Below are 26,917 nucleotides of genomic sequence, written 5' to 3'. Positions count from 1 at the left end.
CTTATTCTTAGTAATATATATTTATTATTTTAATTAATTATGATAAATAATTACATTCTCTAAGATATCCTAATACTTTAAGTGCTCTTCTTTCACATTTTATATAAAGGGGGAAATCTGGTCCTTTTTCTCCATCAATATCTGTTACTATATCTTCATCACATTCAATAATCAACTCATCCGTTTTAAAACATAGAACCCCATTCATATCATAAATATCTCTTTTTGTAGCTATTATAAATAAATTATTTAAAGCATTTTTTATTACATCACTTTTTATAACAATTACATCTAAAAGTCCATCATCAGCTTCAGATTTTTGCGCTAATTTTATATTCCCTGCAGTTTTACCATTAAAAACTAATAGTGCATACATAAGTCCATCATAGTTAACCTTAGGGGAAGTTATTTTTACTTTAAGTTTTCTTATATTAGGAATTTGTTCTAAACCCTTAATATAATATGCTAATTTACCCATTGTATTCTTCATACTAGTATCAGTTTTCTGAGATACATCAGTAAAAATACCTGTACTTGCTACATTTACAAAATATTTATCATTTATTTTTCCTAAATCTAAGTATTTAACTTTGCTTTCTAATATTTGTCTTAACGCCTTTTCTATATCCTGTGGCATTCCCATAATATTTTTTGCAAAATCGTTAGCTGTTCCTACTGGTAATACTGCTATTGGCAAGTCTATATTTCTTTTTTTCATATGATTTACTACAGAATCAATAGTACCATCCCCACCTGCAATTAATATATATTTAAAATTATCATTTATACCTATAAATCCATCTTCTATACTTTTATTTCTCTCTATCCTATAAGGTTCTACACAAAAGCCATATTCTTGGTGTATTTTTATAACTTTGTCTAAATCATCTATAATTGCATTTTCACCGGAATAAGGATTGTATATAAACTTAACCTTTTTCATGACTTTCCTCCTAACTAAAAAATAACACATTATTTAATAATTGTAACCTCTATAGTATTTTTAGACAAGGTATTTTCAATGGATTTGTACTTCATAATTTATTATATTGAGTCTCTAAAAAAGCAACAATTCAAAGATATTGGTATATTTTATCATGTAAGATAAAATAACTAGTCATATATTTTGTATTAGATAAGGATACAGATTTTAATGATAACCCAGCTATCATGAAGTTCTTACAGCACAGTATGCTAAAAAATGCATAAACATACTGACTAGTTATTTTTGAATATGTATTATACTAAACAAGAAATTACTTTCTATCATAGTAATACTCTACTAAAATTCCAACAAAGCAATATATACAAAATAGGATAACATATGATTTACTTTTAGATATTTTAATATTTTATTTGGTACAAACTTTTTCAATTTAGTAGAGTAGTTATTGATTGTTTTAAACCTTTTAAAAAGAAGGAGTACATGGAGTAGATATTTCTTTTAAAGTTTCACCAATCTCTTCTTTTGGAATCTTTTCAACTGCTAAATCCCCTAATGATACTATTCCTTTTACTTCTTCATTATCCTTTACTATTATTCTTCTAATTTGTCTTTCACTCATAACTCGAGCAGCTTCCGTTACAGCTTCATCACTATTCAAACATACAGGATTGGATGTCATCACTTCTCTAATAGTAGTGCTTTGTAAGTTTTTTTCATCCGCTATTGCTCTAACTACAATATCCCTATCAGTAATTATTCCTATTACCTTGTCATTATCATAAACTGGAACTGCACCAATATTATGTTCTTTCATCATTCTTGCAGCCTTATTTATTGACTCATTACTGTTTATTTTTACAATTTCTTTAGTCATAATGTCATTAATTTTCATAATATCACCTCCATCATATTTTACCCATTTATTAATCTGAATATTTACACTTTCATGTTTTATTAGGGAAAACTTATAAAATTATTATAATTTCATTAAGAAAGCGCCTAATGCTCTTATATTAATTATCAAACTATAGTATAATGATCATTGTCTTTATACTTTATTTATACTAAATTCATAGCAATATTAATAGAAATTTGTTGATGACGAGAGGTGATATCATGCAAAAATCATCTATACCAAATTCACTTACATTTGGTAATTTAATTTGTGGAGTTTTATCAATTCAATTTACAATGCAACAAAATTTTAAAGTAGCAGCTGCATTAATACTTCTTGCAGGTGTATTAGATCGATATGATGGTACTGTTGCAAGACTTCTAGGTGTTTCAAGTCCTCTTGGTAAAGAACTTGACTCACTAGCGGACTTAGTATCTTTCGGTGTTGCACCTTCAATGTTAATATTTACGCTTTATAGATTATCAAATTTAGGATTTATTGGATATAGTACACTTATAATATTCCCTGTAGCTGGAGCTTTTAGATTAGCACGTTATAATAGTTCAGAATTTAATAATGTATTTACAGGAATTCCTATAACTATTGCAGGTAGCATTATGGCTATATATGCTATTTTTACAGAAAATATGCAACCTAAAGTTACCGTGACTGTTATACTTATGTTGGTTTTTTCTTACCTTATGGTTAGTAAACTACAAATTAAAAAAAGGTAAATTAATAAAAGTGGTGACTAAATGTTACCACTTTTACATTTATAGTATATACTAATAAAAAACTCATTAATATTTGTGAATTTTTGTTTTTCAACTTTTCTCATATTTATCTTTAATTTCTTTACAATGAATAATTCATTATCTTCAACTATCCATTAAACTTTAAATCTTCTTCAATTTCTGCTTGAATATATTGAGTGTTAAGTGTATTCTTAACTACATTAGTTTTTATCTTAGTATAGCAAGTACAATCGTGAGTTGCGCAATCCAATGCTTCTATAACATCATCTATTATTTTTCCTAGATCATCTGCTCTTTTTAATGCATGTTTAACATCACTTTTCTTAGCAAGTGCTATTTTATTAAGTTCATCTGCTCCCCCTACTAATAATCTATATGATCCTACTAGTTTCTCCAATAAAAATACTAAGTTATTTACATCTTTATAGTAAGTTTCAATTACCCTTCTATGTCCCACTTTATCACCATAATTTATTGATTATAATTTAATATATTAATTCTAAAATACTTTTATGCACTTAACTTTACCCTATATAGTAATAAGCTATTGTTATTATTAGATAGGTTACAGTTAGTACTCCCCCCTCAAGCCAATAGGTTTTACCATCTTGGAATACAAAATAAGACATAGCCACAGCAATGATAAGCATTATAATTTGAAAAGTAGAAAATACTAAAGTCATATTCAATCCCATAATTGCAGAGGAAATTATTAATAATGGAGTTACAAACAATGCTATTTGTATACTTGACCCTATTGCAGTTTCAAGGCTGCAATCTATCTTATTATCTACAGCACAAACTATACTTGTAGCATTTTCTCCAAAACTACCTAAAAGTGGAATCAATATGATTCCTATAAATTCTTGAGAAATATTATAATTTTTAACTATATTATTCACATTAAAAATTAGTTTTTCACTTACAAAGTATAACAAGCTTGAAATTATAGCCATGCTAATCAGTATTATAAAAGCTTCTTTTCCAAATTTTTTATAATCACTACTGTTTCTCTCCTTAGTAATTACAAATAAATTTCTATGAGTATATAAAGAGAATACAAGTCCCAATATATAAATTCCAACTAATAAACAAGAAACAATTACACTAACTGATACCATTTTAGAACTATTTATTACTCCATATTTATTTAATGATGATATTATTATAATTGATGATATGGCTAAAAGTAGCAAATGAAAATTTGTTCTAGCTATCATTTTACTAAATTTTTGTTCTTTAAACTGTATTCCTCCAAAAAAAACAGCAAGTCCAAGTCCTAAAAGCATATTAGTTATAACAGCACCCATAAGCCCTGCTTTAGCCATACCTATCATCCCATATTTAATTGACCATAATCCCATCATAAGTTCAGGGATATTTCCCACTGTAGCTGCTAATAATCCCCCTTTTTTCTCACCTATATATTCGGTCATATTCGAAGTTTGGTTTCCTAACATCATTGCTAAAGGAATCATTGCTATTGAATAAAGTATAGAATTTAAAATACTAGAGGAGGTGTTTATAAATAATAATATTAAAGAAAATATTATAGGTAACACAAATTTTAAAAATATTGTCATGTTTATTGTTTTCCCATGTTTTGCTTCCATTTTATCCTCCTTAGACTTTTTCCTATTTCTACTTTATTCAAACACTGACAAAAGGTGACTTGTAAAATTGATTCTCAATTTTACAATTGAGAATTGACGATTGACAATTGACAATTGTGGATATTTCTCAGCTATCACTGAGAAATTTGGGATTTATTCTGTAGTGGCGAACAGTGTTCGCCATATAATTAGCAATATAAAATTGCTAATCAAAAAATAATTTTCTCCTTAATTGTGCATTGTGCACTGTGAATTGTGAATTAAAATAGCCTGTTGGAAACCAACAGGCATTATGTACTAAATCAATTATTTTCTTTTAATACTTGTTTTCTTAATCTTAATCCACAAGGAGTTGTTGCAAGACCTCCCATAGCTGTTTCTCTTAAAGAACTTGGCAATTCACGACCAACTTTATACATTGCAGCTATACAATCGTCAAAAGGAATTTTACTTTTAACCCCTGCCATAACTAATTCTGCAGTAGTTAATGCACTAACTGCGCCAGCTATATTTCTTTTCGCACAAGGAATTTCAACTAATCCAGCAATTGGATCACAAACTAACCCCTCTACATTTTTAATTACTATTGCTGCAGCATCAAAAGCCATGTTAGGAGTTCCTCCCATCATTTCTACTACTGCTGCTGCCCCCATTGCAGCGGCACTTCCACATTCTGCTTGGCATCCACCTTCTGCTCCTGATAGTGTAGCATTCTTAGCTATAAGAATTCCAACTCCTGCTGCAGTATATAATGCCATTATTAACTCTTCTTCTGTTTTATTAAGTTTATCTCCTGCTGTTGTTATAACTCCTGGAATTATACCACAACTTCCAGCAGTAGGTGCAGCAACTACTTTTCCCATAGCTGCATTTACTTCTGAAGTAGAAAGCGCTCTTGCCATAGCAGTTATCATTGTTTCTCCACATAGTGTATTATCTTTATTCTTCTCTAGATACTTCCTTATTTTAATGGCATCTCCACCAATTAACCCACTTACAGAGATAACTTCCTTTTCCATAGCTTCTCTAGAAGATTTTTTTATAACTTCTAGATTTTTTCTCATTTTTTCAATTACTTCCTGGCGAGTTAATCCAGTTGTCTCTATTTCTTCTCTTATTGTGTATTCAGCTATACTTATATTTTCTCTTTCACATATCTCTATTAGTTCAACTGCATTATTAGCGAACATAGTCTATTCTCCCTCCTTCGGTGGTACTATCTGATCTACAGTTTTTATATTTTCTACTTCTTCTAGCTTATGTATAATATCGTCATTTACAATACTATCTATTTCAACTACCATTGATGCTTCTGAGCCTTTACCTTTTCTATATACATTCATAGAAGCTATATTAACATCTTCTTTATAAAGTACAGTAGTAACTTTATAAATTACTCCTGGTGTATCTAAATGAGTTATAATAAGTGTTGGATATTCTCCTGTAAATTTTAATCTTTGACCATCAACTTCAAAAATTTCTATATTTCCTCCACCTATTGATGATCCAACAACATTAACTTCTAATCCCTCACTTGTAGTTAAAATAAATTTTACTGTATTTGGATGAACATTATCACCTAAATCTGCTTCTTCAAAAGAAAAATCTAATCCTTTTTCTCTTGCTATATCCATAGCATCTCTCAATCTTTCATCCATAGGATCCATTCCTAAAACTCCCGCCACTAGCGCTCTATCTGTTCCATGTCCTTTATAAGTTTTTCCAAAAGAACCATGTAATAAAAACTTTACTTTAACAATTTTCTCTCCTGCTATCTTAGCTGCTATTTTTGCTAGTCTAGCTGCTCCTGCAGTGTGCGAACTTGATGGACCAATCATAATAGGTCCTAAAATATCAAAAGCACTGTAATTCTTCATATATTTCCTCCTACATAATTCTGTAGTAATAAATTTTTAAAATTTACCTACTTTAAAGTTTTGTTGTAATATTTTATAAAGTACTTATACTCAAAATAATTAATCAATTTAAAACAAACTTCAACTTAAAAATATTTTAAACTATAAAATTCAAAGGATATGCTAGGATAAACCTAGCATTTATTTCTATTACTAATATTGATAAAAGCAGCTACCTCCTATAAACTCTCTCATAAGTGAATTACTAGGTACTAACTTCTTATCAACTTCCTTAAAGAAGTTTAAAAAACTTATAAGCCTTCTTGCCTCATCATAAACTGTGCTGTCTGGATGTACTTTACGAAGCTCAGCCAAAGCATACTTCTTAAGTATAGCAAGTTCATAAATTAAAGCAGAATTGAACATAACATCCGCATCTTCTTGAAATACAAAAATATTTTTTTCTTCACCACGTCTAATTGAAGGCCACATTTTTAGGGTATCTTCCACTCCATAACCTCTTGAAAGGAAATCCCTTACAATCCTTCTTATCATCCTTACATCAGTGGTCGCTATTCTATTATGATCATCTAAATTAAGTTGTGTCAATGGGCTAATATAAATTTTAAATTTTCTATCTTTTATTATTGAAGAAGTTAGCATTTCATTAAGACCATGAATTCCTTCTACAATTAAGACTCCCTTATGAGGAAGCTTCATTTTATGACCATTCCACTCTCTTTTACCTGTCTTAAAATTATAAGTAGGAACCTCTACTTCTCCATCAGATAATAGTATCTGTAGATGATTATTAAATAGTTCTAAATCTAATGCATATATAGATTCAAAATCATATGCGCCAAACTCATCCATTGGTGTATCCTCTCTATTTACAAAGTAATCATCTAGTGAAATAGGTATAGGTATTAGTCCATTAACAGATAACTGAATCCCTAACCTCTTAGAAAAAGTTGTTTTACCTGAGGAAGATGGTCCCGCAACTAACACAAGATTTACACTTCTATTTTCACTTATTTTATCTGCAATATATGCAATTTTCTTTTCTTGCTGAGCTTCTGCTACTCTAATTAAATTAATAATATCTCCATTATCAATAATTTTATTTAATGCTCCAACATCTTCAATATTAATAGTTTCTCCCCACTTTTCAGCTTCATAAAATACTTTTGCAAGCTTTTTATGCTCTTCAAATTTAGGAATTTTAAAAGGTTCTTCTGATGTTGGAAATCTTAAAATATATCCTGGATCGTAATAAATTAAATCAAAGATTTTTAAAACACCTGTAGAATATGCCATTGGACCATAAAAATAATCGTATTGTCCATCTAATTCATATAAATTTACTTTTTCTAAATCTATGGAGCTTAAAAGTCTTACTTTATCATCCATTCCATAGTTTTTAAAGATTTTAATTGCCTCTTCCTTCTGAAAACACTTCTTATTTATTTTAATATCTTTGCCTATAATTTCTTTCATCTTTTCTTTTATTAAATATATATCATCTATATCAAGTTTAGATTTTTTATAAATCTCTCCAAATAACCCTTTACTTAAAGAATGTCCAATAGTGATTTGAGCATCTTTAAATAATTCTAAGGTTGACTTAATAAGAACAAATTGAAGGGTTCTAATATAAGTCATCATTCCAAATTTATCTTTAATATCTACAATGTTAAATGTGGAATCTTCTTCTATAGTTGAAGATAATTCGCATAGTTTTCCATTAACTCTTGCAAGTACTACTGGTACATCTTTTTCTAAATTATAGTTTTTTACAACCTCATGGCAACTAACTCCACTATTAACTTCGATAATGTAATCTTTCTCAAATTGTAATTTAATTTTTTTCATCTCAACACCTCAAAAATTATTAATATTATTATATTTGCACTCCTATGAATTGTATCCTTTATTTAATAATATTTTATTGAAAAATTGGAAGACTAAAACTATTAGGAGGTGAAATTATGTTCATATTAGTAATAAGAACAATTATATTATATAGTTTTTTATTAATAATAATGCGACTTATGGGTAAACGTCAACTAGGACAATTGGAACCTTTTGATTTAGTAACTGCATTAATGATTTCAGAGTTAGCGGCTCTTCCAATGGAAGACAATAGAATGCCACTTATTAGCTCTATGATTCCTATAACTACATTAGTTGTTCTTCAAATAATTACTTCAATAATTCAACTTAAGAGCGAAAAAGCACGTACTTTATTAAACGGAGAGCCTAGCATATTAATAAAAGATGGTGAAGTTGATTTAAAGGAACTTAGAAATCAAAGATTTAATCTAGATGATTTATTAGAAGAGTTACGGTTAAATGGATATTTCAACTTATCCGATATTCATTATGCTATATTAGAAACTAATGGAAATATATCTATAATGCCTAAAGAAGAAAATACTCCTATAACTCCAAAATTTTTAAATATAAGTGTACAAGAAAGATCTATGCCTATGATAATTATAAATGATGGCACCATAAATAATCAAAACCTAGAAAAAGTAGGTAAAAATATGAAATGGGTTAAAAAACAACTTAGAAAAAACAATATCGAATCTTATGAAGATGTATTTATAGGAATAGTTTACGAAGACGATAAATTCTTTTATCAACTTAAGGAGAATAATAAAAAATAAATTTATAAAGAGGTAGAAAGATGAAAAAAGTTATATTGCCTTTTATGCTTTTTTTAGCCATGTTAGTAGGGCTTTATTATTCTACTAAATATACAAATAATACCTGCGACAAACTTTTAGAAATTGCTTATGAAACTGAATCATCCATTGCTTTTGAACAGTGGGATAATGCATATATAAATTCTATGGCACTACTTACTAGTTATGAAAAAGATATGTCTATAGTAACACTATTCTTAAATCATGAAGAATTAGATATTATATATAATGAGGCTTTAAAATTAACTCAGTACACTAAGGAAGAAGATAAAACTCATTCACTATCCTCAATTCATCTTGTAAAGTCTCTAATTGAAGGAATTAAAGAAGGTCAAAAGATAACTCTTCGTAATGTATTTTGATATATAATTTTAACATGTCAACTCTATAAATTTGTAAATAATCCTAATTTATATGGAAAATACTAATAGCATACATTATAATAAAGATAGTTATATTATTAAAAGGATTACGCTGAAAGGAAAGGTGAATTATTATGGCACTTGTTACCACTAAAGAAATGTTTGATAAAGCCTTTAAGGGAAATTATGCTATTGGTGCTTTCAATATCAATAACATGGAGATTATACAAGGAATAGTAGATGGATGTAAAGCACAAAATTCTGCTGTTATTCTTCAAGTTTCTTCAGGCGCTATGAAATATATGAGACCTTCTTATTTAAAAGCAATGATTGATGCTGCGGTAGAAGATTCTGGAATAGACATAGCCCTACATTTAGACCACGGTGATTCTTTAGAATTAGTAAAAAAATGTATAGATGTTGGATTTACTTCTGTTATGTTTGATGGTTCTCATTATGAATATGAAGAAAATGTTAAACTTACAAAGGAAGTAGTTGAATATGCTCATGAAAGAGGCGTAGTTGTTGAAGCAGAACTTGGAAAACTTGCTGGAGTTGAAGATGAAGTTAAAGTTGCTGCTCATGAAGCTACTTATACAGATCCAGATCAAGCAGTTGACTTTGTAAAAAGAACTGGCGTTGATTCCTTAGCTATTGCTATAGGAACAAGTCATGGTGCCTATAAATTTAAAGGCGAAGCAAAGTTAGACTTTGATAGATTAGAAACAATAACAAAAAAATTAGAAGAAGCTGGGATACATAACTTCCCAATAGTTCTTCATGGTGCTTCAGCTGTAGACCAAAATTATGTTGCTATGTGTAATGAAAATGGTGGAGATATAAAAGGCGCTAAAGGAGTTCCTGCTGAAATGTTAAGAAAAGCTTCATCAATGGCTGTTTGCAAAATTAATATGGATACAGATTTAAGACTTGCTATGACTGGTACAATAAGAAAAGTTATGGGTGATAAACCAAGTGAGTTTGACCCAAGAAAATATCTTGGAGAAGCTAGAAAAAACATTCAAGTACTAGTTGAAGATAAGATAACAAGTGTTTTAGGATGTCAAAATTCTATGAATAAATAGAAAAACGTGGCTCATAGCAGCCACGTTTTTTAAGCTACTTATTAAAAATTAATTGCATTTACATAAGTAATACTAAGCTATTTGCATTACCAACATTCCTGCAAAAGTACATCTCATAACATATTTATGCTGTCCATATTTTTCTGCAGTAGTCATTATTTGATCTAAAGATATATAAATCATAATTCCTGCTACCACCCCAAATCTAACTCCATAAGTTAAATCGTTAAAAGCATTTCTAAAAACAATAAATCCAATTATTTCTCCTAAAGGTTCAGTAAGTCCTAACAAAAATAATAATTTAAAAGCTTTTTTCTTATTTCCTGTAGCATAATAAAGTGGCACAGACACTGCTATCCCCTCTGGTATATTGTGTATAGCAATTGCTATAGCTATAGAAACTTCCACTGCAGGTTCATTTAAAGCTACAGTGAAAGTAGCTATCCCTTCCAGAAAATTATGAATAGCAATAGCTAGTGCAGAAAGTATGCCTATTTTATAGAGATTACTATCGCCCTCTTCTCCATGGTCTATATCTGATATAAATTTATTTATAATTCAAATTAATATCATTCCACTAAAAAAATAAAATTATGGCTATATAAACTCCTTTTTCTTCTCCTAAAACTAAGGATAAGGAGTATTTTGATTTGTCTAATATTTCTATAAAAGATACATAAAGCATAACCCCTGTAGAAACTCCTAAGGAAGTAGTTAAAAATTTCTTATTAGTTTCTTTAGCAAAAAATGCTATAGCACTTCCTATTCCTGTAGATAGTCCTGATAATGCTGTTAGAATAAATACAAACAATGCAGTATTCATAGTCTCCTCCTTATCTAATAAAATTCATTATTTATTGATAACAATTTTCAATTACTTCCTGGTTATATTTTATTTCACAGCATATACTTTATCAATCTTCTTTTAATTTTATGTTTTAACGTAATATAAGACTTCCTTTATCATATATTATAATGTATTTTTATTATGATTTAAGAGGTATTGATATGGGTGAAATATATGATAATATTTTCAGTATTAGACCAATTGGTGTATTCGAAAAGGATGGACTAGTTTATGATGATTCACTTTTTGGTAATGTTGTTGGAAGAATAGATGAAGAAGGACTTATTTATAATCACACTATAAACGCTCCTATTGGTAAGGTAGATACTAATGGATTAGTTTATGATTATAGCAAAGGGAGTTTCCCTGTAGGATATGTAGATAAAAATGGTTTTATTTACGATAATGCTTTTGGAGGTGAACCTATAGGAAAGATACATGGTGATGATATATTTAAATCAGGTGCCGCCTATTTATTATTATTACGAGAATAAACTACATTAAAAAGCAATATATATGTACGTCATTAAATATTTCAATTCACAACTTTAATCAATATAGAACTTTATTCAATGGAGAATTGAAAATGGACAATTGAAAATTATGGTGGAAATTAGTTTTAATCGAACTAATTTCTTTAATCGATTTTTTACTGGCAATACAATTGCTAGTTTTTATAAAAAATTACTATGTAACTTCAAAAAATAAATCAAAGGAATAAGTTCAAAACTTCTCTTGAGAGAAGTATCCATAATTGTCCATTGTCAATCGTCAATTCTCAATTACATAAATATAAGCTAAAACAATTTGTTAACACAATTTTATGAGTGTATAAATTAAATTTAGGAGGGGTACATCTATATATATCTAATCCCCTTCCATTACCCAATATTCTCCACTTTCTAAAACACCTTTTTCAATTACATTAGCATTAGTATTTATATTTTCCTTAGAAAGTTTAAAGGTGGCATATTTATCACCTTTAATATTAATTTCATAAATTAGGTATTTTTCTTCTTGTATTATTGGAAGAAGTACAAATTTATCACTTTGCATTATAGAGCAGACTATACTTTTTATTTCATTCTCATCATAACTTGACATTACGCTCCTCCTTAGTCGAAATAATTGAAATATTCTTAACAATTTTAATTAGACATGATTATAATATTATCCTTTAAATCAATTATTATTTATTCATATAGGTTTTATAAGTAAATTTAATAAGTCATAGCCTAATTAAATTAAAAATTTTAATTAATCTAAAGTTTTACTAAATAATTCATAAATATTATTTTTTTGTAAACACATCCATATAAACCTATATATTTATTCTGTATATATGATATTCTTAAATGGAAACTAAATTTAGAGGAGTGGTAACTATGTTAATAAGACATCTAGAATTAATAATTATTATAAAAAATACGCATAATTCTAGTTAATTTATCTTTTTTATATACCTAATGTAATTTTAGGGTTTATTATTTTATATTTTGTTGATAAAATATTAACATAATATATACTTTAATTTTATATTTAGATATTACCAAATTTATATTTAAGTCAAGTTCAACGGTTTAGAGTCGCTAGAATTTTTTCTAGCGACTCTTGTATTTATTCATATTTATAATTATTGTTAATAAATTTGTAATTATTATGTTCATTTATTACTTTTCTACGTAATTCATTATATGTTTTATTATCATATTAATACTTCCATCACCATTACGCTTAATTTCAAATCTTTCAAAATCATGATAAGCTTCCTCTGATAAATATAAATCTATATCTTTATCAATTTTTAATCTTATTCTTTTAAGTCTTTTATCAACCCATTCTTTATCAATAGAAACCTTTTCTGCCACTCCTTGATCAGCAATAAAAGTTTTAAAGCTTTCTTTTCTTTCTTCATTATCATTAAAAATTTCCTCAGTTAACTCATTAACGTCAATATTTTCCTCTTCTCTTAGCTTTTTCTTAATATGAGTTCTAATCTTCTCCTGTTCAGAAGCATTTTCAACTAGTGCATTTTGAGTCCATTTTTCTGCCGCTTTTACAAAGGTCTTAGTCATGTCTCTTTCATTATCAATTATAGTACATCCTAAATAACTATCTATAAAATAATTTGAACCATAATCTTCATTATTTTTATTTTTACTTTGCTTATCAATTACCATAAGATCATATTCATTATCATCTCTAATTGCTTTTATAAAAGCACATTTTTGAATTCGAGAACTTGAAGAAGGTAATCCTGTAAATTGAGGAATTATATCAATTCCTACCTTATCATCTATATATTCAATAGTATGCATATAATTTTTTATATAATCCATTTTAAATATGCCTAAAAACATTCCATATTCTGTGGAAAAACTAACGGTAATTAAATCACAAGATGGAATATTTCCTTTGGATCTCATAAGCACAAACATCTGTCTTGCTAATTCTTTAGATACTCCTAAAATGTTATTTTCTCCATTCAAAAATTCTTGGGATAGATCTTTAACTATGTTCCTTTCCTCATTAAAAACAGCATACTTTAATTCTTCATCTTTTAAACATCTCTGAATATGCTTTAAAAGGAAAGTATATATCTCCTCATTTAATTCTAGTGCAAATTCATTTAATACAGCTCCATCAGCATTGTTATCTAATATATGAATCACTGCTTCAATTATATTTATTTCTTTAATGTAATCCAAATGTTAAACCTCCTCTAAGCATTGACTAATTATTTAAATTAATTAAAAAATTTTAAAAGTCAATTCATCATCTATAAATGAATTTATCTTAATTGACAATTATCAATTGATCAATATAATTATATAACAATATATAATTTTTCTCCAAAGTAATTGTTAAATATATTAATCTAGTTAAAAATAAATTATAAACAAATTAAAATAAAGCTTAGGAAAAAAAATTATGATATAATTACCTAAAAGGAGTGAGAACCTTGAAAGAAATGGAAACTAGAATACTAGATATTGACGTAGAAGATATACGAAAAAAATTGAAAGATATTAATGCAGTAAAGGTTAAGGAAGAAAGCCAAATTAATAATATATATGATTTTTCAGATAGAAGACTATTAAATGCCAAAGGCTATGCTAGAATTAGAATAGTAGATGATCATTTACATAATAAAACAATAAATTATATGACTACTAAAAAGCTTATAAGCCAAGAAAAATATAAGGTAATGGAAGAGCATGAAATTGAAATATTAGACTCCGTTGAAGGCTCTAATATTTTTAAAGCATTAGGCCTAGAATTAGTAGAGTCTATTAAAAAATATAGAGAAAGTTATAAGTATAAAAATACCCTAATTGAAATAGACATTAATGATAAAAGCTTTTGTCCTTTTCCTTACGTAGAAATTGAATCTAGTAACGAGGATGAAATCATGGATGTAGTAAAGCTATTAGGGTACACTATGAAAGATACTACTTCTAAAACTATTCATGAAATTTTAGAAGATAAAAATAAAGGAGCTTTAAAAGGACTATAATGTTTGGATATGTTACTCCCTGTAAAATGGAGCTTAAAGTAAAAGACTATGAAAAATTTAAAGCTTATTACTGTGGATTATGTTTAGCTATAAAGGAAACTTTTGGTCATATACCTAGATTTACTTTAAATTATGACATGACTTTTTTAGCTATACTTTTAGATGGACTTAACGAAGATAAAATTCAATATGAGAAATCTATTTGTGTTGCACATCCACTAAATAAAAAACCTAAAGTAATTGATAATGATGCTTTAAAATATGCAGCTTTTTGTAATGTAACTTTAACCTACTTTAAATTATTAGATAATTACAATGATAATAATTCTAAAATTAGTAAATTATTATCTAAATTTTTAAGAAAGTATATAAAAATTAGTGATGAACAAAAAAAAGAAATAATTGATTATATGAAAACTAAACTAGATTTATTAAGTAAAATGGAGAATTCTAAAGATCCCATAAATATAGATGAAATTTCTGATATATTTGCAGATTTAACTGGTTATATAATTTCTCAATATTATAAGAAAGAAGATAACACTGCCCTTTATTGGCTTGGATATAATTTAGGAAGATTTATATATTTAATTGATGCCTATGATGACTTAAAGGAAGATATGGAAAACCATAAATTTAACGCTATTGAAAAAGCTTTTAATAGTGAAAAACTTACTTTTGAAGAATTTATAGAAACCATTAGGGAAAGAATTGAATTTAATCTAATATTAAGTGCTGAAAGTTGTGTAGCTTCTTTAGAAAATCTTCCATTAAAGAAAAATAAAGAGCTTTTAACCAACATCCTTCAGCTTGGCTTAATGGAAAAAATTGAAAGTATAAAGATTAAGGAGTGTAAGAAACATGAGAAATCCATATGAGGTACTTGGCGTAAGACAAGGTGCATCACAAGATGAAATAAAAAAAGCATATAGAGAACTAGCAAAGCAATATCATCCAGATCAATATGTTAATAATCCTCTAAAAGATTTAGCTGAAGAAAAGATGAGAGAAATAAACGATGCTTATGATGCTCTTACTAAAAATAATGCAAGTTCTAGTAACTATCAAAGTTATAGTGGAGGAAATAATAATTTTAACATTTATCAAAGCATAAGAATGGATTTAAATAGAGGAAATATAGGTGGTGCAGAATCAAAACTTAATTCTATATCAGATAGAACTGCAGAATGGTATTTTTTAATGGGTATGGTTAATTATAGAAAAGGATGGTTTGATAATGCCTATAATTTAATTCATCAAGCTTGTAATATGGATCCAAATAATTTTGAGTATAGACAGACACTAAATAGCTTAAATCAAAGACAAAATTCTTATAGACAAACTTATTATGGAACGCGAAGAGGTAGTGATGGGGAATGCTGCGATCTTTGTTGTAAACTTTGGTGCGCAGATACTTGTTGTGAATGTATGGGTGGAGATTTAATTAGTTGCTTTTAATAATATAATTTATACTATTAAAAATCATTTTTAGAAAGAATAAACTACTCTTTAGATTCATTTGTGAATATAACTAAATTTACAACATAATAATTTAAAATAATAATTTATTGTGAGGTTTTTTAATATGGGAAAACATAATATGAACAATAAAGCAAGTTTTGTTGCAAGAGGTGGAATATATGTAGCGCTTAGTCTGTTTCTTCTTTATTCCACTTCATTTTTGCCTTTTAATACAATATTTCTTTTAGGAGTGGCTTCAGCTATAATCCCTCTATCAATATTAACTACTAGCATACAAAACTCTATTATAGTATATGTAAGTGTTTCCTTATTATCTTACTTTATACTTCCATTGAAATCTATGTGGCTATCTTATACTATTTTTTTTGGACTTTATGGTTTTATAAAACTTTACATAGAGAGATTAAGAAAAATGTCTTTAGAATTTATATTAAAGATTGTATATTTTAATATATCTATGGGAATATTTTATTTAATTTATAAATTTTTATTTGTACCCTCATTATCGATGCCAAGTAACTTTTTGTTTTTGATATTAGCTTATCAATTTATGTTTATAATTTATGATTATGCACTAACTATATTTATAACTTATGTAGATAGTAACTTTATTCATAAATTAAATAATTAATACTATATATAAAAATTAGTAAACTATTGACAATAAAAAGATTTTAATTTATAATTTAAAATTATTAACTTAATATGTTATTGCACTGATTAGGAGTAGTAATATTCACCTTAATTCTCAGAGAGCTGCAGTTTGGTGTAATGCAGTAATTAAGAACTATGAACTTGCCTAGGAGCTTACTTGTAAAAAGCAAGTACGGATTAAACCGTTATATTTTAAAGTGAGGCATTGTGCCTAATTAGAGTGGTACCGCGGAATTATAAGTTTTCGTCTCTTTACGAGATGAAGGCTTTTTTTATTTATAATAATCTTATATATATCTACTAATACAAAACAGCTAAAACCTGTATTTTAATACCATGTTCAATGATTCTCATAGATAGAAAAAGCTTATAGGCTTATATATTATTTAAAATAATAAAAATTCACTATAGATTAGGAGGAAATAATATGGCTAGATATAGCACAGAAATTGATAAGAAATGGCAAAAAAAATGGGAAGAAACAGACCTATATAAATTTGATAAAAATAATTTAGATAAAAAACTTTATGTTTTGGAAATGTTCTCTTATCCATCTGGAAGTCAACTTCATGCAGGTCATTGGTTTAACTTTGGACCTGTTGATTCGTGGGCTAGAATGAAAAGAATGCAAGGATATAATGTATTTCAACCAATGGGTTTTGATGCTTTTGGATTACCTGCTGAAAACTTTGCAATAAAAACTGGAATTCACCCAATGGATTCAACAGAAAAAAATATTGAAACTATGGAGAAACAATTAAGGGCTATGGGAGCTATGTTTAATTGGGAAAATTCAGTAGTAACCTGTCGTCCTGATTATTATAAATGGACCCAATGGCTATTCCTAAAATTATATGAAAAAGGGCTTGCATATAGAAAAAATGCACCAGTAAACTGGTGTCCTGATTGTAATACTGTTTTAGCTAATGAACAAGTAATTGATGGTGTTTGTGAAAGATGTTCTAGTGAAGTTACTAAAAAGAATTTAACTCAATGGTTCTTAAAAATTACAGATTATGCTGAAGAACTTCTTAATGAAATTGATAATCTTGATTGGCCAGAAAAAACTAAGTCAATGCAAAAACATTGGATAGGTAAATCTACAGGTTCAGAAGCTACTTTTAAAGTAGATGGAAAAGATATTTCCTTCAATGTATTCACTACAAGAGTTGATACATTATTTGGAGTAACTTATGTTGTTCTAGCTCCTGAAAATGAGCTAGTAGATCAGTTAACTACCGAGGAGTATAAAACTTCTGTAGAAGAATACAAAGAAAATGCTAAAAAGCAATCTGATATAGAAAGACAATCTATAACAAGAGAAAAAACTGGTGTATTTACTGGTTCTTATGCTATAAATCCAATTAACGGAAGAAAAATTCCTATTTGGATTGGAGATTATGTATTAAATACTTATGGAACTGGTGCAGTTATGGCTGTTCCAGCACATGATGAAAGAGATTTTGCCTTTGCAACTAAATATAATCTTCCAATAGAAAGAGTTATTGAAGGTGGAGAAAATCCTCCATATACTGAACCTGGTAAACTTGTAAACAGTAAAGAATTTGATGGGATTTCTAGTGAAGAAGCTAAAGAAGCTATAGTTAATAAACTTCAAGATTTAAATTTAGGTGAGAAGAAAATAAACTATAGATTAAGAGATTGGCTAGTTTCTAGACAAAGATATTGGGGTGCACCAATTCCAATAATATATTGCGAAAAATGTGGAACAGTGCCAGTACCTGAGAAGGATTTACCTGTAGAACTTCCATATGATGTAGAATTTACACCAGACGGAAAATCTCCACTAGCTAAATGTGAAAGTTTCATAAATACAACATGCCCATGTTGTGGTGGCCCTGCTAAAAGAGAAGCAGACACTTTAGACACCTTCGTTTGTTCTTCTTTCTACTATTTAAGATATGTAGATAACAAAAATAATGAAGTTTGTTTTGATAGTGAATTAGCAAATAAAATGCTTCCAGTAGATAAATATGTTGGAGGACCTGAACATGCTTGCATGCATCTATTATATGCAAGATTTATAACTAAAGCATTAAGAGACCTTGGTTATATAAACTTTGGAGAACCATTTAAATCTCTAACTCACCAAGGATTAATCTTAGGACCTGACGGACTTAAGATGAGTAAATCTAAAGGAAACACTATATCTCCTGATGGATATATTAAAGAATATGGCTCAGACGTATTTAGAATGTATATAATGTTTGGATTTGGATATACCGAAGGTGGAGCTTGGAGTGATGATGGAATAAAATCTATAGGCAGATTTGTTGAGAGAATAGAAAGAGTTCTAGAACATTCTATAGCTGAACTTAGAAGCAAGGATAATAATAAAGAAGTTATAGAAACTGCTGAAAAAGAGCTTAATTATTGGAGACATTTTGCCATAAAAGGTGTATCTGAAGATGCTGAAAAACTTCAATTTAATACTGCAATAGCAAGAATGATGGAGTTTACTAATGCCCTATCTAAATATCTTAATGAAAGCATTAAAAATCCTGCTTTCCTAAAAGAAACATTAATAGATTATATTAAACTTCTTGCACCATTTGCACCTCACTTCTCTGAAGAACACTGGGAAGCTTTAGGTATGGATTATTCAGTATTTAACGAAAGTTGGCCTGTTTTCAATCCATCTGCTTTAATTAAAGATGAAGTTGAAATAGCAATACAAATTAATGGTAAAATCAAAGCTAAAATTGACGTTCCAACAACTCTTGATGAAGCTGGAATAAAAGAAGCATCATTAAACACTGAAAATATAAAAGCTGCTCTTGAAGGAAAAACTGTAAGAAAAGTTATAGTAATTAAAGGTAGACTTGTAAATATAGTAGCAAACTAACAAAAAGTCGTGATTAACCATCACGACTTTTTAATTTAGTAATTAACTATATATGTTTACTATAAAAAGAACTTAAAAATAAATTTTAATTATTTAAGAATTCAAAGGCATAGTCACAGTATTTTTTAAATCCTATACCTTCATATATAGCTTTTGCACTTAAATTTTTCATATTTGCTTGAGTTATTGGTGTCTTTCCCATTTCTATTAATATTTCTACCATTTTACTCATAAGAATTTTTCCTAGACCTTTGCCCCTATATTCTTTTCTTATATAAACAGTAGTAATTTCTCCAAAATGTTTACTGAACTCGCTAAATTTAGCTAATCCTATTGGAGTATAGTTACTATATAACAAATAAACTCCATTTTCTAAATCATATTTTATTTTTTCATCATTAGTTAAAGATTTTATGTCTTCTTCAGAAGTTGCCCCAAAAAAATCTATATATGATTCTTTAATAAAATTTTTATCTTTAAAAGTTGCTTTTTTAAAATTAAATTCCCCTATATGTAAATTTAGTTTTTTCTCATTATCAAAAATATAATAAAAATTTTTATCTATATTTTTACTTATATTTAATCTCTTTAGGATTTCTCTTACATCATCTTCTTTAGCTGCCAAAAGCATACGTGGGTTATTTATTCTTTTAATTTCTTTTACAATAATTTCAAAACCCTTTTTATTATTATAATAAAAATTAGTAAAAAGTGAATTTCCATCATCCTTTATATGCAATATAGCTCCTATACTTTCTTCACTATCTATATATAAATCTCCTATATTATTGCTTTCAATACAATGTATTATAAAAAGATTTATCTCCTCTTCCTTATATAAAAATTTTAATATTAATCCTTTTATTTTATCTGTTAAAATCTCTACTTTTACCATAACCATTTTCTCCCATATATAGATAAACTGCCTTAAAAGTTAATATATAGCTAAATGTAGTTACACTCTTAAGTATTTCAATTCATAATGCAAAATTTAATATTAATATAAAAATATTATGGCGAACACTGTTCGCCGCTATGAGAATCAGTTAAAGAGATTAGTTTGGTAAAACTAATCTCCATGTATTTTGTATTATGAATTATACATTATTTAAAGCAAGAATATACTTAAATTTATTCATTCCACATAATTAAAGTAATGTGTAACCCTCTAAGTTTAATTCTCTTTCTCTAACTCTAAGCGCTTCTATCACTTCTGTTATAAGTTCAGAAAGCTCTAGTCCTAATTCTTCACTACTTTCTTTAATTGTTTCTCTATTTACTCCTTTAGCAAAACCCTTATCTTTTAATTTTTTCTTTACTGACTTTAACTCTAAATCTTCAAAACTTTTTGAAGGTCTAACTAAAGCACATGCTACAATAAAACTTGAAAGCTCGTCTACTGCAAAAAGTGCTTTTGCCATCAGGCTTTCCCTGTATGATTTTGCCTCCTTTGCATGACCATAAATAGCCACTCTTATTTCTTCCTCTACATTTTCTTCTTTTAAAATGTTCTGTCCTTCCTCTGGATGAGTATCAGGATATTTTTCATAGTCTATATCATGTAATAGACCTACTATAGACCACTTTTCTACATCTTCATTATATTTTCTTGCAAGTCCTCTCATTGATCCTTCCACTGCAAAGGAATGTTTAAATAAACTTTCACTACTCATATATTTTTTTAAAATTTCAAACGCTTCTTCTCTTTTCATCTCTTTGCCTCCCTAAAAAATTTATCTATATTATAAATAGAATTTCTCTTTTAACTAACTAGTTTATTTCTGCTATTATAAAGGTAAATTAAAGAAACTCCAAATATAGCTGTTTTCTTATAAATATGCTCCTATTTAAATTTACATTTTAATAAAACTACTCTATCATAGTTTTTTATAGCTCTATCTACTTCATCTTTTCTATCAAAAATAAAGCTCATACTACCTGTTTCTTGATTTTGTTCTAATTGTGCGAATAAAATATGTTCTACATCTTTTTCTATTTTTACTTCGTTGTTATAAAATTTCCCAACTTCATTTGACTTATTATTAAAGTCTATATTAGATTTAACTGAATTATTAAAATGATCACCTATGATAGCAATTTTAAATTCCCCTTTATCACTATATTTATCCGAGTATTGGTATAAACTCATAGTTATATACTTTAAAGTATCTTCTTTATTTAAAGTCATACCTACTATGTTATTTTCACCTATAAGCTTTCCTTTTTCATAAATACATAAATTCAACTCTATATTATCATATTCTTTTAAACTTCCAATTATCTTAAAAGCCTTAAAATCAGTATCAATAGTACCTTGTAATAGTTCTTTTTGTTCTTTTGAAAAATCATTAAGAACAATTTTATGTTCTGTTTTTTCACAACCTAATAATAAAATACAACTTATTGTTAAAAAAGTCATAATTAAGATTTTACTAGTTTTACCCATATACTTTACCCCTATAAATTTTATTAATGTACCGTAAAACTTGTTCAACATTTTTAATTACTAAACAACATTAATTTATTTATATTATTCTTTTTTGTAGTTATTAAAGTTCTTATATTAAGGATCTTTTAATATATTATTGTAAAATATGTTAATATAATAATAGTATACTCTTTAATTAGGTAATTCTATGAAAAGATTTATAATATTTAAAATACTTTATCTAATATATGAAAAAAAGTCAAGTAAAAAATTATTTATTAGGAGGTAATGTTATGAAATTTAAAAAGTTAATTCCTATACTTCTAATAGTATTTATTATTCCAATATTCTTAATAGGATGCAGTAAAGCAAATACTGAAGAAAAATTAACAGAAGATTTTCTTCATGCTTTATATGACATAGAAGATTACACTAAAGTTAATCTTAATGAAGTTATTGACAGATTTCCTAATGATCAATATACCCTTAGATATAAAGAATTATTATCAGATGATGCCTTTAAAGCAATTACATCTGATAGACTTAATTATGCGTATATAAGCCACTTAGTTGCCAATAAAACTAATTCTAAGTTCATAGAATTGAAAGAGTTTAAAGAAAGTGATACAGATAAAGTTTATAATTTTAAGGCTATAATAAATTTAAATAATGTAGAAAAAAATACTAAAGATGACGTAGAACTTATAGGACAAGTTACTATAGATAAAGTTGATGACAAACTGATAATATCCCAAGTTAACAAATTAACTGATGTAGATTTATATTCAAAACTACCAATTCGTCCTTAATTTTAGAATAAAATAATTAGTTATATATTTATAAATCAACTGATTATTTTATCTTTTATATTTAAAACCTATTAAAAGAGATGCTATAATGCAATATGCTCCGCTTTAATAAAAATATCTATTTATTAGAATGGAGTATATTCGTCACTTTTTTTTAACTTACATGACATCAATTCTACTTTCAACTAATAATTTATACTGAATTTATAAATTACTTACCTTATGATTATTTTATCATATAATTCGACTAATTCATTCATGGCATTGATGATTGATAGAAGCAATGGTTTCTTTAAAATAAAAAAAGAATTTATTGCAACTTACATTTATGAATCGACAATAAGTTCTCTCTAAATATACTGTTTTATTTGAGTTAGCAGCCAAAAAAGTATAGGCACTTCCTATTCTTATTATCAGCTTTTTGCTATTAATCTAAAAATTTCCTTAATTCTTCTGCGATTTCTTTAGATTGCGTGTGGTGAAGATAGTGTGTTCCTGGCAATTCAACCACCTTACTCTTAGATGAGTTTTCAATTTGCTGTTCATGAAGCTCAAGCCATCCTTCTATAGACGTTTCGCTTGCTTCAGCTACGAATAGTAATAAAGGGACTTCCTTTGGAAACGACAGACTTTTTGCCGAATCAAAACTCTGTCCTAGTGACTTTAGTTCATTTCGCACGGTCTTATTTCCCATATTTTTCATGGTAATCATGCGCAATTGATCAGAAGACTCTTCATTCATATTTTCACCCATGAAGCTTTCAGGATTCAATTTTACTATTAATCTGAAGATTCCTGATTTTTGCACGAAGTTGATTAATCTATCATCAAAACCTGGCCAAGGTTGGTTCGGAACACTTGAATCAATCCCAACAAAAGCTTTGACACCCTCAGGAAAAGTATTGACATAGTTCAACCCATAAATGCCTGCAATTGAGTGACCCATCAAAATAAAGGAGTCTATATTTAATTGTTTAACAACATCATGAATCTCCTCAACCATATTTTCTGCTGTTCGCTCACGTTCCGTTTGCCCGCTTAATCCATAGCCAAAGGGTTCGATAACAACCACACGATAATCACTTTTAAGTTCATCAATTAGCGGCTTGAAATCAATACTTGGACTTGCCGTGCCATAGCCTGTTAAAAGAACAATTGTTTCTTCGCCCTTACCTTCAATAAATACGTTCATCGTGCTATCGAAAACCTCTAATTTCTGTCCATAATCTACAATTTTCTTAGCCTCACTTTGTAAACTTAAACGGTGAGCTGTAAAGATTCCTCCCAATGCTAAGGCTATTATCAGTATAAGTGCAAGAGCACTTATCTTTAGGATATGCAGAACTTGTTTAATACCACTTTTTTTATTTTCCTTCATTTTCTGCCTCCGTTTTCTTTATTTCACTAATAATTTTTTCTATAATTTCATCGCTTAGTACGTCAACTCCTATACCATCGAACACATATTTCGCTGCATAAACTTTATCCCAAAAAGTATCTATAGTGTTGGGAAATAAAGATACCATAAACCAAGTATTTAATAATAGGACAATAATCTCTGAAATCTGCTTTGGGAACTTCACATCAAGTGATCCATCCCTATTTCCTTCGTCTATGTATAATTCAACTTGGGGTGATAGGACCTCGTTGCTATTAATCATACGCATCATGAAAAATTTTGGATTATTAAATAAAGGAAATGTCATCCCAAATGAAGCTCTAACATCTTTATTAATTAGCGTTTCCACTAGTAAATGTTGAATTTTTTCTAAGCCATTTAGATCCTGGCGCTTACTAATTGCCTCTATATACTCTGAGCCTGGAACAAGTCGCTTTACAACTGCATCAATAATCTCTTCTTTTGATCTAAAGTGGTGGTAAATCGCTCCACGCGACAAGCCATCTAATTCGTTGACAATATCTTGGATAGTCGTTTTCTCATAACCTTTTTCTACAAACAGCCGCGTCGATGCATCTAAAATATCTCTAATTGTGTCTTCAGTACTATACCTTTTACTCATTACTCAGCTCTCCTTCTAACAAACATTTAGTCGGTATGTTCTAGACTACATTCCATTTTAATTTATGTAAACAAACTTAATCACTTATCATAAATTTCTAGTTTCTTCTGGGTTAAAAGATAATTTCTTTAATGGTTCTATTCTCTAACCCTGTTTTTAGTGCTGTCTTCTAACACATTCTTTAATCCTCCTTTAATCTTTTTCTAAAAAACATTCATTCGGTATGTTTTATATTACACTCTATTTTACTTTATATCAACAAATTAAATCACTTGTTGTAAAGTTTCTTGTCGCTTAAAAGATAATTGCTTAATAGTTCTATTCTCTAATCGGCATTCATAGTTATATCTGTAATTTTATCGGCACAGTTATTGAACTAATGGAATCATAACCTATGCTAAAGAAGATTTAAAAGAGTTCTTGACACATCTTTAGCTTTCTAAAAATGATAAGATTAAGACTTTCTTTCGAGCAGCCGCCTTTACCGGTATGAGAAAGTCAGAGATTCTAAGCTTGTGATAGAAGGATGTTTATTCTGAATATAAGGGTGTTGAGGCCTACTGGAATTTAAAACATCCAGTGAAGAGTAATTCATTTTTACCAACAATCAGAATAATTTATACTACCCATAAGTTCTTAATCACTGGATTATACTGAATTTATGACAAAACCACTCATTGAACCAAGAGGAAGAAGTACGGCTTAAAAATGAAGCTGAGAATTTAAAAGTATTAATAAATAACACTGAAAATAATACTATTAGCAGGAGCCACAAATGATTTACATACTGGTGAGAAGTTCGTCAGTTATATCAAGTTTTAATTTTTACAAGGCACATCCCTTTCATTTCAAAACAAAAAATCCCACAAACACCGCTCATCACAGCATTTGTAGATTTTAATTTTTCTACCCCACAGACCCTTCCATTCTACACTATTAATTTATTTTATCATTAACTCAAAGTTTTGATTGATAATTACATAGAGTTCTACAGTATATAATGTGAAACTTACAATATATTTATTATATATTACATATAATTAAAAGATATGTTAATATAAAACTAATCTTATTTAAATAATTAAAGGATGTGGAGGTATTTTCAATGTTTAAAGAGATGATAAAGATTAACAAAGCAATGGATGATAAAGATATATTTGCACTATTAGAAAGAGGACAAGAAGGCACTTTGGGTACTATAGGTGAAAATGGTTATCCTTACTGTACAACTTTAAATTATGTATACTACAATGATGCTATTTATTTTCATTGTGCTCCTGTAGGACACAAACTTGATAATATAAATTTTAATAATAAAGTATGTTTTTCAATTGTTGATAATATTGAAGTTTTATCTAAAACATTTAATACTAAATTTGAAAATGTAATAATCTTTGGAAAGGCTGAAAATATTGAAGCAGAAAAGGAAAAAAAGGCTGTGTTACTGAAATTCATTGAAAAATATTCTTCTGATTTTATGGAAGAAGGAAAAAACTATATAGATAAAGCTTTTTCTAAAGCTAACATTATAAAAATTAGTATAGATCATATAACAGGAAAGTGTAAAAAGTAAGCTATTTTTAAAGGCAAATGTAGATTTCTAATCTGAATATTTAATCTATTCAGACTAGAAATCTCTTTAATAGAAACTATTAGCAAATTGTATAAATTCAAGCTTTATTTTAATCTTTTATAAGATATTGAAGACATCAATGTTTATTTAATAGTCTAAAAGAATATTATTTTCTTTTACATAACTTATTCTAAATATCTTTTAGGTAAAGCTATTTTTTTAAGCCTAACTATAATAAAAAATATTATTCTATCTATAAAAATAATTGTAAGGATAAATAAAAAGCTTATAGTATATTTTTCATAAAAATAAGCAGCAGCAATACAATATATTGCAGTTATAAACTTCCATAAGAATTGAATTCTTAAAAAGCTCTTCATATCTTTAATGTGATACCAATTATTCCTGTTATCTACTCTTTCATTATTTATAAAACCATAAATTATTAAAAACATGGCATAAATAATACAAATTATAGATAGTACATTCATAAAATA

At 27.8% G+C, this 26,917-nt stretch carries 29 protein-coding genes and 1 other annotated feature; of the genes, 12 read left to right on the top strand and 17 right to left on the bottom strand.

All coding sequences use genetic code 11. From position 1 onward, the window contains the following. Nucleotides 1-37: 37 nt before the first annotated feature. Together ACY1IQ_RS09570 and ACY1IQ_RS09565 are read right to left on the bottom strand one after the other, a co-directional pair. On the bottom strand, nt 38-943 hold the full coding sequence (locus ACY1IQ_RS09570) for a YegS/Rv2252/BmrU family lipid kinase (RefSeq protein ID WP_461613729.1): 906 nt from the start codon (nt 941-943) through the stop codon (nt 38-40). A gap of 466 nt (nt 944-1,409) precedes the next feature. Beyond that, nucleotides 1,410-1,838 (bottom strand): CBS domain-containing protein, encoded by a 429-nt coding sequence (locus ACY1IQ_RS09565; RefSeq protein WP_461613728.1) that lies wholly within the window; start codon nt 1,836-1,838, stop codon nt 1,410-1,412. A 224-nt stretch (nt 1,839-2,062) separates the two neighbouring features. Between ACY1IQ_RS09565 and pssA the strand changes: the two genes are divergently transcribed. Next, complete coding sequence (gene pssA / locus ACY1IQ_RS09560) at nt 2,063-2,575, top strand: CDP-diacylglycerol--serine O-phosphatidyltransferase (protein ID WP_461613727.1); 513 nt, start codon at nt 2,063-2,065, stop codon at nt 2,573-2,575. Nucleotides 2,576-2,723: 148 nt separating this feature from the next. Here the strand turns inward: pssA and ACY1IQ_RS09555 are convergent, their stop codons facing one another. The 5 genes from ACY1IQ_RS09555 to ACY1IQ_RS09535 all read right to left on the bottom strand — a co-directional run bounded on the left by ACY1IQ_RS09555 (nt 2,724) and on the right by ACY1IQ_RS09535 (nt 7,937). Continuing rightward, on the bottom strand, nt 2,724-3,053 hold the full coding sequence (locus tag ACY1IQ_RS09555) for a hypothetical protein (protein WP_461613726.1): 330 nt from the start codon (nt 3,051-3,053) through the stop codon (nt 2,724-2,726). Between the two features lie 67 nt (nt 3,054-3,120). After that, on the bottom strand, nt 3,121-4,209 hold the full coding sequence (gene cax / locus ACY1IQ_RS09550; protein ID WP_461613725.1) for a calcium/proton exchanger: 1,089 nt from the start codon (nt 4,207-4,209) through the stop codon (nt 3,121-3,123). A gap of 302 nt (nt 4,210-4,511) precedes the next feature. Further along, a complete protein-coding gene (gene sdaAA, locus ACY1IQ_RS09545) occupies nt 4,512-5,399 on the bottom strand; it encodes an L-serine ammonia-lyase, iron-sulfur-dependent, subunit alpha (RefSeq protein ID WP_461613724.1) in 888 nt (295 codons plus the stop codon). Nucleotides 5,400-5,402: 3 nt separating this feature from the next. Next, a complete protein-coding gene (sdaAB, locus tag ACY1IQ_RS09540) occupies nt 5,403-6,086 on the bottom strand; it encodes an L-serine ammonia-lyase, iron-sulfur-dependent subunit beta (protein ID WP_461613723.1) in 684 nt (227 codons plus the stop codon). A gap of 192 nt (nt 6,087-6,278) precedes the next feature. After that, entirely contained in the window at nt 6,279-7,937 is a 1,659-nt protein-coding gene (locus tag ACY1IQ_RS09535; RefSeq protein ID WP_461613722.1) for a nucleoside kinase, read from the bottom strand. A 116-nt stretch (nt 7,938-8,053) separates the two neighbouring features. Between ACY1IQ_RS09535 and ACY1IQ_RS09530 the strand changes: the two genes are divergently transcribed. The 3 genes from ACY1IQ_RS09530 (at nt 8,054) to fba (ending at nt 10,223) form a co-directional block, all read left to right on the top strand. Then, a complete protein-coding gene (locus tag ACY1IQ_RS09530) occupies nt 8,054-8,737 on the top strand; it encodes a DUF421 domain-containing protein (RefSeq protein ID WP_461613721.1) in 684 nt (227 codons plus the stop codon). Nucleotides 8,738-8,757: 20 nt separating this feature from the next. Beyond that, on the top strand, nt 8,758-9,138 hold the full coding sequence (locus ACY1IQ_RS09525) for a DUF4363 family protein (protein ID WP_461613720.1): 381 nt from the start codon (nt 8,758-8,760) through the stop codon (nt 9,136-9,138). A 134-nt stretch (nt 9,139-9,272) separates the two neighbouring features. Next, nucleotides 9,273-10,223: a class II fructose-1,6-bisphosphate aldolase gene (gene fba, locus ACY1IQ_RS09520; RefSeq protein WP_461613719.1), complete on the top strand. Its 951-nt coding sequence runs from the start codon at nt 9,273-9,275 to the stop codon at nt 10,221-10,223. Nucleotides 10,224-10,295: 72 nt separating this feature from the next. Here the strand turns inward: fba and ACY1IQ_RS09515 are convergent, their stop codons facing one another. Next, nucleotides 10,296-10,688 (bottom strand): ZIP family metal transporter, encoded by a 393-nt coding sequence (locus ACY1IQ_RS09515; RefSeq protein ID WP_461613768.1) that lies wholly within the window; start codon nt 10,686-10,688, stop codon nt 10,296-10,298. A gap of 112 nt (nt 10,689-10,800) precedes the next feature. Continuing rightward, nucleotides 10,801-11,046, bottom strand: a complete 246-nt coding sequence (locus tag ACY1IQ_RS09510) for a hypothetical protein (protein ID WP_461613718.1) — start codon at nt 11,044-11,046, stop codon at nt 10,801-10,803. Nucleotides 11,047-11,231: 185 nt separating this feature from the next. Between ACY1IQ_RS09510 and ACY1IQ_RS09505 the strand changes: the two genes are divergently transcribed. Next, a complete protein-coding gene (locus tag ACY1IQ_RS09505) occupies nt 11,232-11,564 on the top strand; it encodes a hypothetical protein (protein ID WP_461613717.1) in 333 nt (110 codons plus the stop codon). Between the two features lie 373 nt (nt 11,565-11,937). On the opposite strand, the gene ACY1IQ_RS09500 is transcribed toward ACY1IQ_RS09505, so the two are convergent. Then, a complete protein-coding gene (locus ACY1IQ_RS09500; protein ID WP_461613716.1) occupies nt 11,938-12,174 on the bottom strand; it encodes a hypothetical protein in 237 nt (78 codons plus the stop codon). A gap of 566 nt (nt 12,175-12,740) precedes the next feature. Further along, a complete protein-coding gene (locus ACY1IQ_RS09495) occupies nt 12,741-13,778 on the bottom strand; it encodes a nucleoid-associated protein (RefSeq protein WP_461613715.1) in 1,038 nt (345 codons plus the stop codon). A gap of 254 nt (nt 13,779-14,032) precedes the next feature. Here ACY1IQ_RS09495 and ACY1IQ_RS09490 point away from each other — a divergent pair, with 254 nt between their 5' ends. The 5 genes from ACY1IQ_RS09490 to leuS all read left to right on the top strand — a co-directional run bounded on the left by ACY1IQ_RS09490 (nt 14,033) and on the right by leuS (nt 19,589). Next, nucleotides 14,033-14,587 carry a class IV adenylate cyclase gene (locus ACY1IQ_RS09490; RefSeq protein WP_461613714.1) on the top strand — a complete coding sequence of 185 codons (555 nt, stop codon included), beginning with the start codon at nt 14,033-14,035 and terminating at the stop codon, nt 14,585-14,587. Next, nucleotides 14,587-15,465 carry a DUF5685 family protein gene (locus tag ACY1IQ_RS09485; protein ID WP_461613713.1) on the top strand — a complete coding sequence of 293 codons (879 nt, stop codon included), beginning with the start codon at nt 14,587-14,589 and terminating at the stop codon, nt 15,463-15,465. Before ACY1IQ_RS09490 ends, ACY1IQ_RS09485 begins: the two co-directional genes overlap by 1 nt. Beyond that, on the top strand, nt 15,449-16,045 hold the full coding sequence (locus ACY1IQ_RS09480) for a J domain-containing protein (protein WP_461613712.1): 597 nt from the start codon (nt 15,449-15,451) through the stop codon (nt 16,043-16,045). The genes ACY1IQ_RS09485 and ACY1IQ_RS09480 overlap by 17 nt, the downstream gene beginning before the upstream one ends. A gap of 127 nt (nt 16,046-16,172) precedes the next feature. Continuing rightward, nucleotides 16,173-16,700, top strand: a complete 528-nt coding sequence (locus ACY1IQ_RS09475) for a hypothetical protein (protein ID WP_461613711.1) — start codon at nt 16,173-16,175, stop codon at nt 16,698-16,700. A gap of 76 nt (nt 16,701-16,776) precedes the next feature. Then, nucleotides 16,777-16,978: a binding site (T-box leader), on the top strand. A gap of 172 nt (nt 16,979-17,150) precedes the next feature. Continuing rightward, nucleotides 17,151-19,589, top strand: coding sequence for a leucine--tRNA ligase (gene leuS / locus ACY1IQ_RS09470; protein WP_461613710.1), 2,439 nt, complete (start codon nt 17,151-17,153; stop codon nt 19,587-19,589). Nucleotides 19,590-19,674: 85 nt separating this feature from the next. On the opposite strand, the gene ACY1IQ_RS09465 is transcribed toward leuS, so the two are convergent. From ACY1IQ_RS09465 to ACY1IQ_RS09455, 3 genes are all read right to left on the bottom strand, one after another. Next, entirely contained in the window at nt 19,675-20,484 is an 810-nt protein-coding gene (locus ACY1IQ_RS09465) for a GNAT family N-acetyltransferase (protein WP_461613709.1), read from the bottom strand. 253 nt (nt 20,485-20,737) lie between these two features. After that, complete coding sequence (locus ACY1IQ_RS09460; protein ID WP_461613708.1) at nt 20,738-21,301, bottom strand: HD domain-containing protein; 564 nt, start codon at nt 21,299-21,301, stop codon at nt 20,738-20,740. A gap of 131 nt (nt 21,302-21,432) precedes the next feature. Next, complete coding sequence (locus tag ACY1IQ_RS09455; protein ID WP_461613707.1) at nt 21,433-22,035, bottom strand: hypothetical protein; 603 nt, start codon at nt 22,033-22,035, stop codon at nt 21,433-21,435. Nucleotides 22,036-22,310: 275 nt separating this feature from the next. Here ACY1IQ_RS09455 and ACY1IQ_RS09450 point away from each other — a divergent pair, with 275 nt between their 5' ends. After that, a complete protein-coding gene (locus tag ACY1IQ_RS09450) occupies nt 22,311-22,826 on the top strand; it encodes a hypothetical protein (protein ID WP_461613706.1) in 516 nt (171 codons plus the stop codon). Nucleotides 22,827-23,253: 427 nt separating this feature from the next. On the opposite strand, the gene ACY1IQ_RS09445 is transcribed toward ACY1IQ_RS09450, so the two are convergent. Together ACY1IQ_RS09445 and ACY1IQ_RS09440 are read right to left on the bottom strand one after the other, a co-directional pair. Beyond that, nucleotides 23,254-24,204 (bottom strand): alpha/beta fold hydrolase, encoded by a 951-nt coding sequence (locus ACY1IQ_RS09445; RefSeq protein ID WP_461613705.1) that lies wholly within the window; start codon nt 24,202-24,204, stop codon nt 23,254-23,256. Next, complete coding sequence (locus ACY1IQ_RS09440) at nt 24,191-24,847, bottom strand: TetR/AcrR family transcriptional regulator (RefSeq protein WP_461613704.1); 657 nt, start codon at nt 24,845-24,847, stop codon at nt 24,191-24,193. The genes ACY1IQ_RS09445 and ACY1IQ_RS09440 overlap by 14 nt, the downstream gene beginning before the upstream one ends. A gap of 1,105 nt (nt 24,848-25,952) precedes the next feature. Between ACY1IQ_RS09440 and ACY1IQ_RS09435 the strand changes: the two genes are divergently transcribed. After that, nucleotides 25,953-26,420: a pyridoxamine 5'-phosphate oxidase family protein gene (locus tag ACY1IQ_RS09435; RefSeq protein WP_461613703.1), complete on the top strand. Its 468-nt coding sequence runs from the start codon at nt 25,953-25,955 to the stop codon at nt 26,418-26,420. Between the two features lie 185 nt (nt 26,421-26,605). Here the strand turns inward: ACY1IQ_RS09435 and ACY1IQ_RS09430 are convergent, their stop codons facing one another. Further along, nucleotides 26,606-26,911 (bottom strand): hypothetical protein, encoded by a 306-nt coding sequence (locus ACY1IQ_RS09430; RefSeq protein ID WP_291562894.1) that lies wholly within the window; start codon nt 26,909-26,911, stop codon nt 26,606-26,608. Between the last annotated feature and the right edge of the window lie 6 nt (nt 26,912-26,917).

The sequence above is a fragment of the Clostridium sp. Marseille-QA1073 genome (assembly GCF_054863625.1).
The sequence above is the reverse complement of the archived record's forward strand: the minus strand, read 5'-3'. Positions and strand labels throughout refer to the sequence as shown.

Excerpts from the sequence above, each read along its gene's own strand:
- ACY1IQ_RS09500 (WP_461613716.1), bottom strand. The coding sequence starts at position 12,174 with ATGTCAAGTTATGATGAGAATGAAATAAAAAGTATAGTCTGCTCTATA.
- sdaAA (WP_461613724.1), bottom strand. The coding sequence starts at position 5,399 with ATGTTCGCTAATAATGCAGTTGAACTAATAGAGATATGTGAAAGAGAA.
- ACY1IQ_RS09535 (WP_461613722.1), bottom strand. The coding sequence starts at position 7,937 with ATGAAAAAAATTAAATTACAATTTGAGAAAGATTACATTATCGAAGTT.
- ACY1IQ_RS09485 (WP_461613713.1), top strand. The coding sequence starts at position 14,587 with ATGTTTGGATATGTTACTCCCTGTAAAATGGAGCTTAAAGTAAAAGAC.
- ACY1IQ_RS09505 (WP_461613717.1), top strand. The coding sequence starts at position 11,232 with ATGGGTGAAATATATGATAATATTTTCAGTATTAGACCAATTGGTGTA.
- ACY1IQ_RS09435 (WP_461613703.1), top strand. The coding sequence starts at position 25,953 with ATGTTTAAAGAGATGATAAAGATTAACAAAGCAATGGATGATAAAGAT.
- ACY1IQ_RS09530 (WP_461613721.1), top strand. The coding sequence starts at position 8,054 with ATGTTCATATTAGTAATAAGAACAATTATATTATATAGTTTTTTATTA.
- ACY1IQ_RS09565 (WP_461613728.1), bottom strand. The coding sequence starts at position 1,838 with ATGAAAATTAATGACATTATGACTAAAGAAATTGTAAAAATAAACAGT.
- leuS (WP_461613710.1), top strand. The coding sequence starts at position 17,151 with ATGGCTAGATATAGCACAGAAATTGATAAGAAATGGCAAAAAAAATGG.
- ACY1IQ_RS09460 (WP_461613708.1), bottom strand. The coding sequence starts at position 21,301 with ATGAAAAGAGAAGAAGCGTTTGAAATTTTAAAAAAATATATGAGTAGT.
- pssA (WP_461613727.1), top strand. The coding sequence starts at position 2,063 with ATGCAAAAATCATCTATACCAAATTCACTTACATTTGGTAATTTAATT.
- fba (WP_461613719.1), top strand. The coding sequence starts at position 9,273 with ATGGCACTTGTTACCACTAAAGAAATGTTTGATAAAGCCTTTAAGGGA.
- ACY1IQ_RS09445 (WP_461613705.1), bottom strand. The coding sequence starts at position 24,204 with ATGAAGGAAAATAAAAAAAGTGGTATTAAACAAGTTCTGCATATCCTA.
- ACY1IQ_RS09525 (WP_461613720.1), top strand. The coding sequence starts at position 8,758 with ATGAAAAAAGTTATATTGCCTTTTATGCTTTTTTTAGCCATGTTAGTA.
- ACY1IQ_RS09440 (WP_461613704.1), bottom strand. The coding sequence starts at position 24,847 with ATGAGTAAAAGGTATAGTACTGAAGACACAATTAGAGATATTTTAGAT.
- ACY1IQ_RS09455 (WP_461613707.1), bottom strand. The coding sequence starts at position 22,035 with ATGGGTAAAACTAGTAAAATCTTAATTATGACTTTTTTAACAATAAGT.
- ACY1IQ_RS09465 (WP_461613709.1), bottom strand. The coding sequence starts at position 20,484 with ATGGTAAAAGTAGAGATTTTAACAGATAAAATAAAAGGATTAATATTA.
- ACY1IQ_RS09475 (WP_461613711.1), top strand. The coding sequence starts at position 16,173 with ATGGGAAAACATAATATGAACAATAAAGCAAGTTTTGTTGCAAGAGGT.
- ACY1IQ_RS09570 (WP_461613729.1), bottom strand. The coding sequence starts at position 943 with ATGAAAAAGGTTAAGTTTATATACAATCCTTATTCCGGTGAAAATGCA.
- ACY1IQ_RS09510 (WP_461613718.1), bottom strand. The coding sequence starts at position 11,046 with ATGAATACTGCATTGTTTGTATTTATTCTAACAGCATTATCAGGACTA.
- sdaAB (WP_461613723.1), bottom strand. The coding sequence starts at position 6,086 with ATGAAGAATTACAGTGCTTTTGATATTTTAGGACCTATTATGATTGGT.
- ACY1IQ_RS09450 (WP_461613706.1), top strand. The coding sequence starts at position 22,311 with ATGAAATTTAAAAAGTTAATTCCTATACTTCTAATAGTATTTATTATT.
- cax (WP_461613725.1), bottom strand. The coding sequence starts at position 4,209 with ATGGAAGCAAAACATGGGAAAACAATAAACATGACAATATTTTTAAAA.
- ACY1IQ_RS09430 (WP_291562894.1), bottom strand. The coding sequence starts at position 26,911 with ATGAATGTACTATCTATAATTTGTATTATTTATGCCATGTTTTTAATA.
- ACY1IQ_RS09480 (WP_461613712.1), top strand. The coding sequence starts at position 15,449 with ATGAGAAATCCATATGAGGTACTTGGCGTAAGACAAGGTGCATCACAA.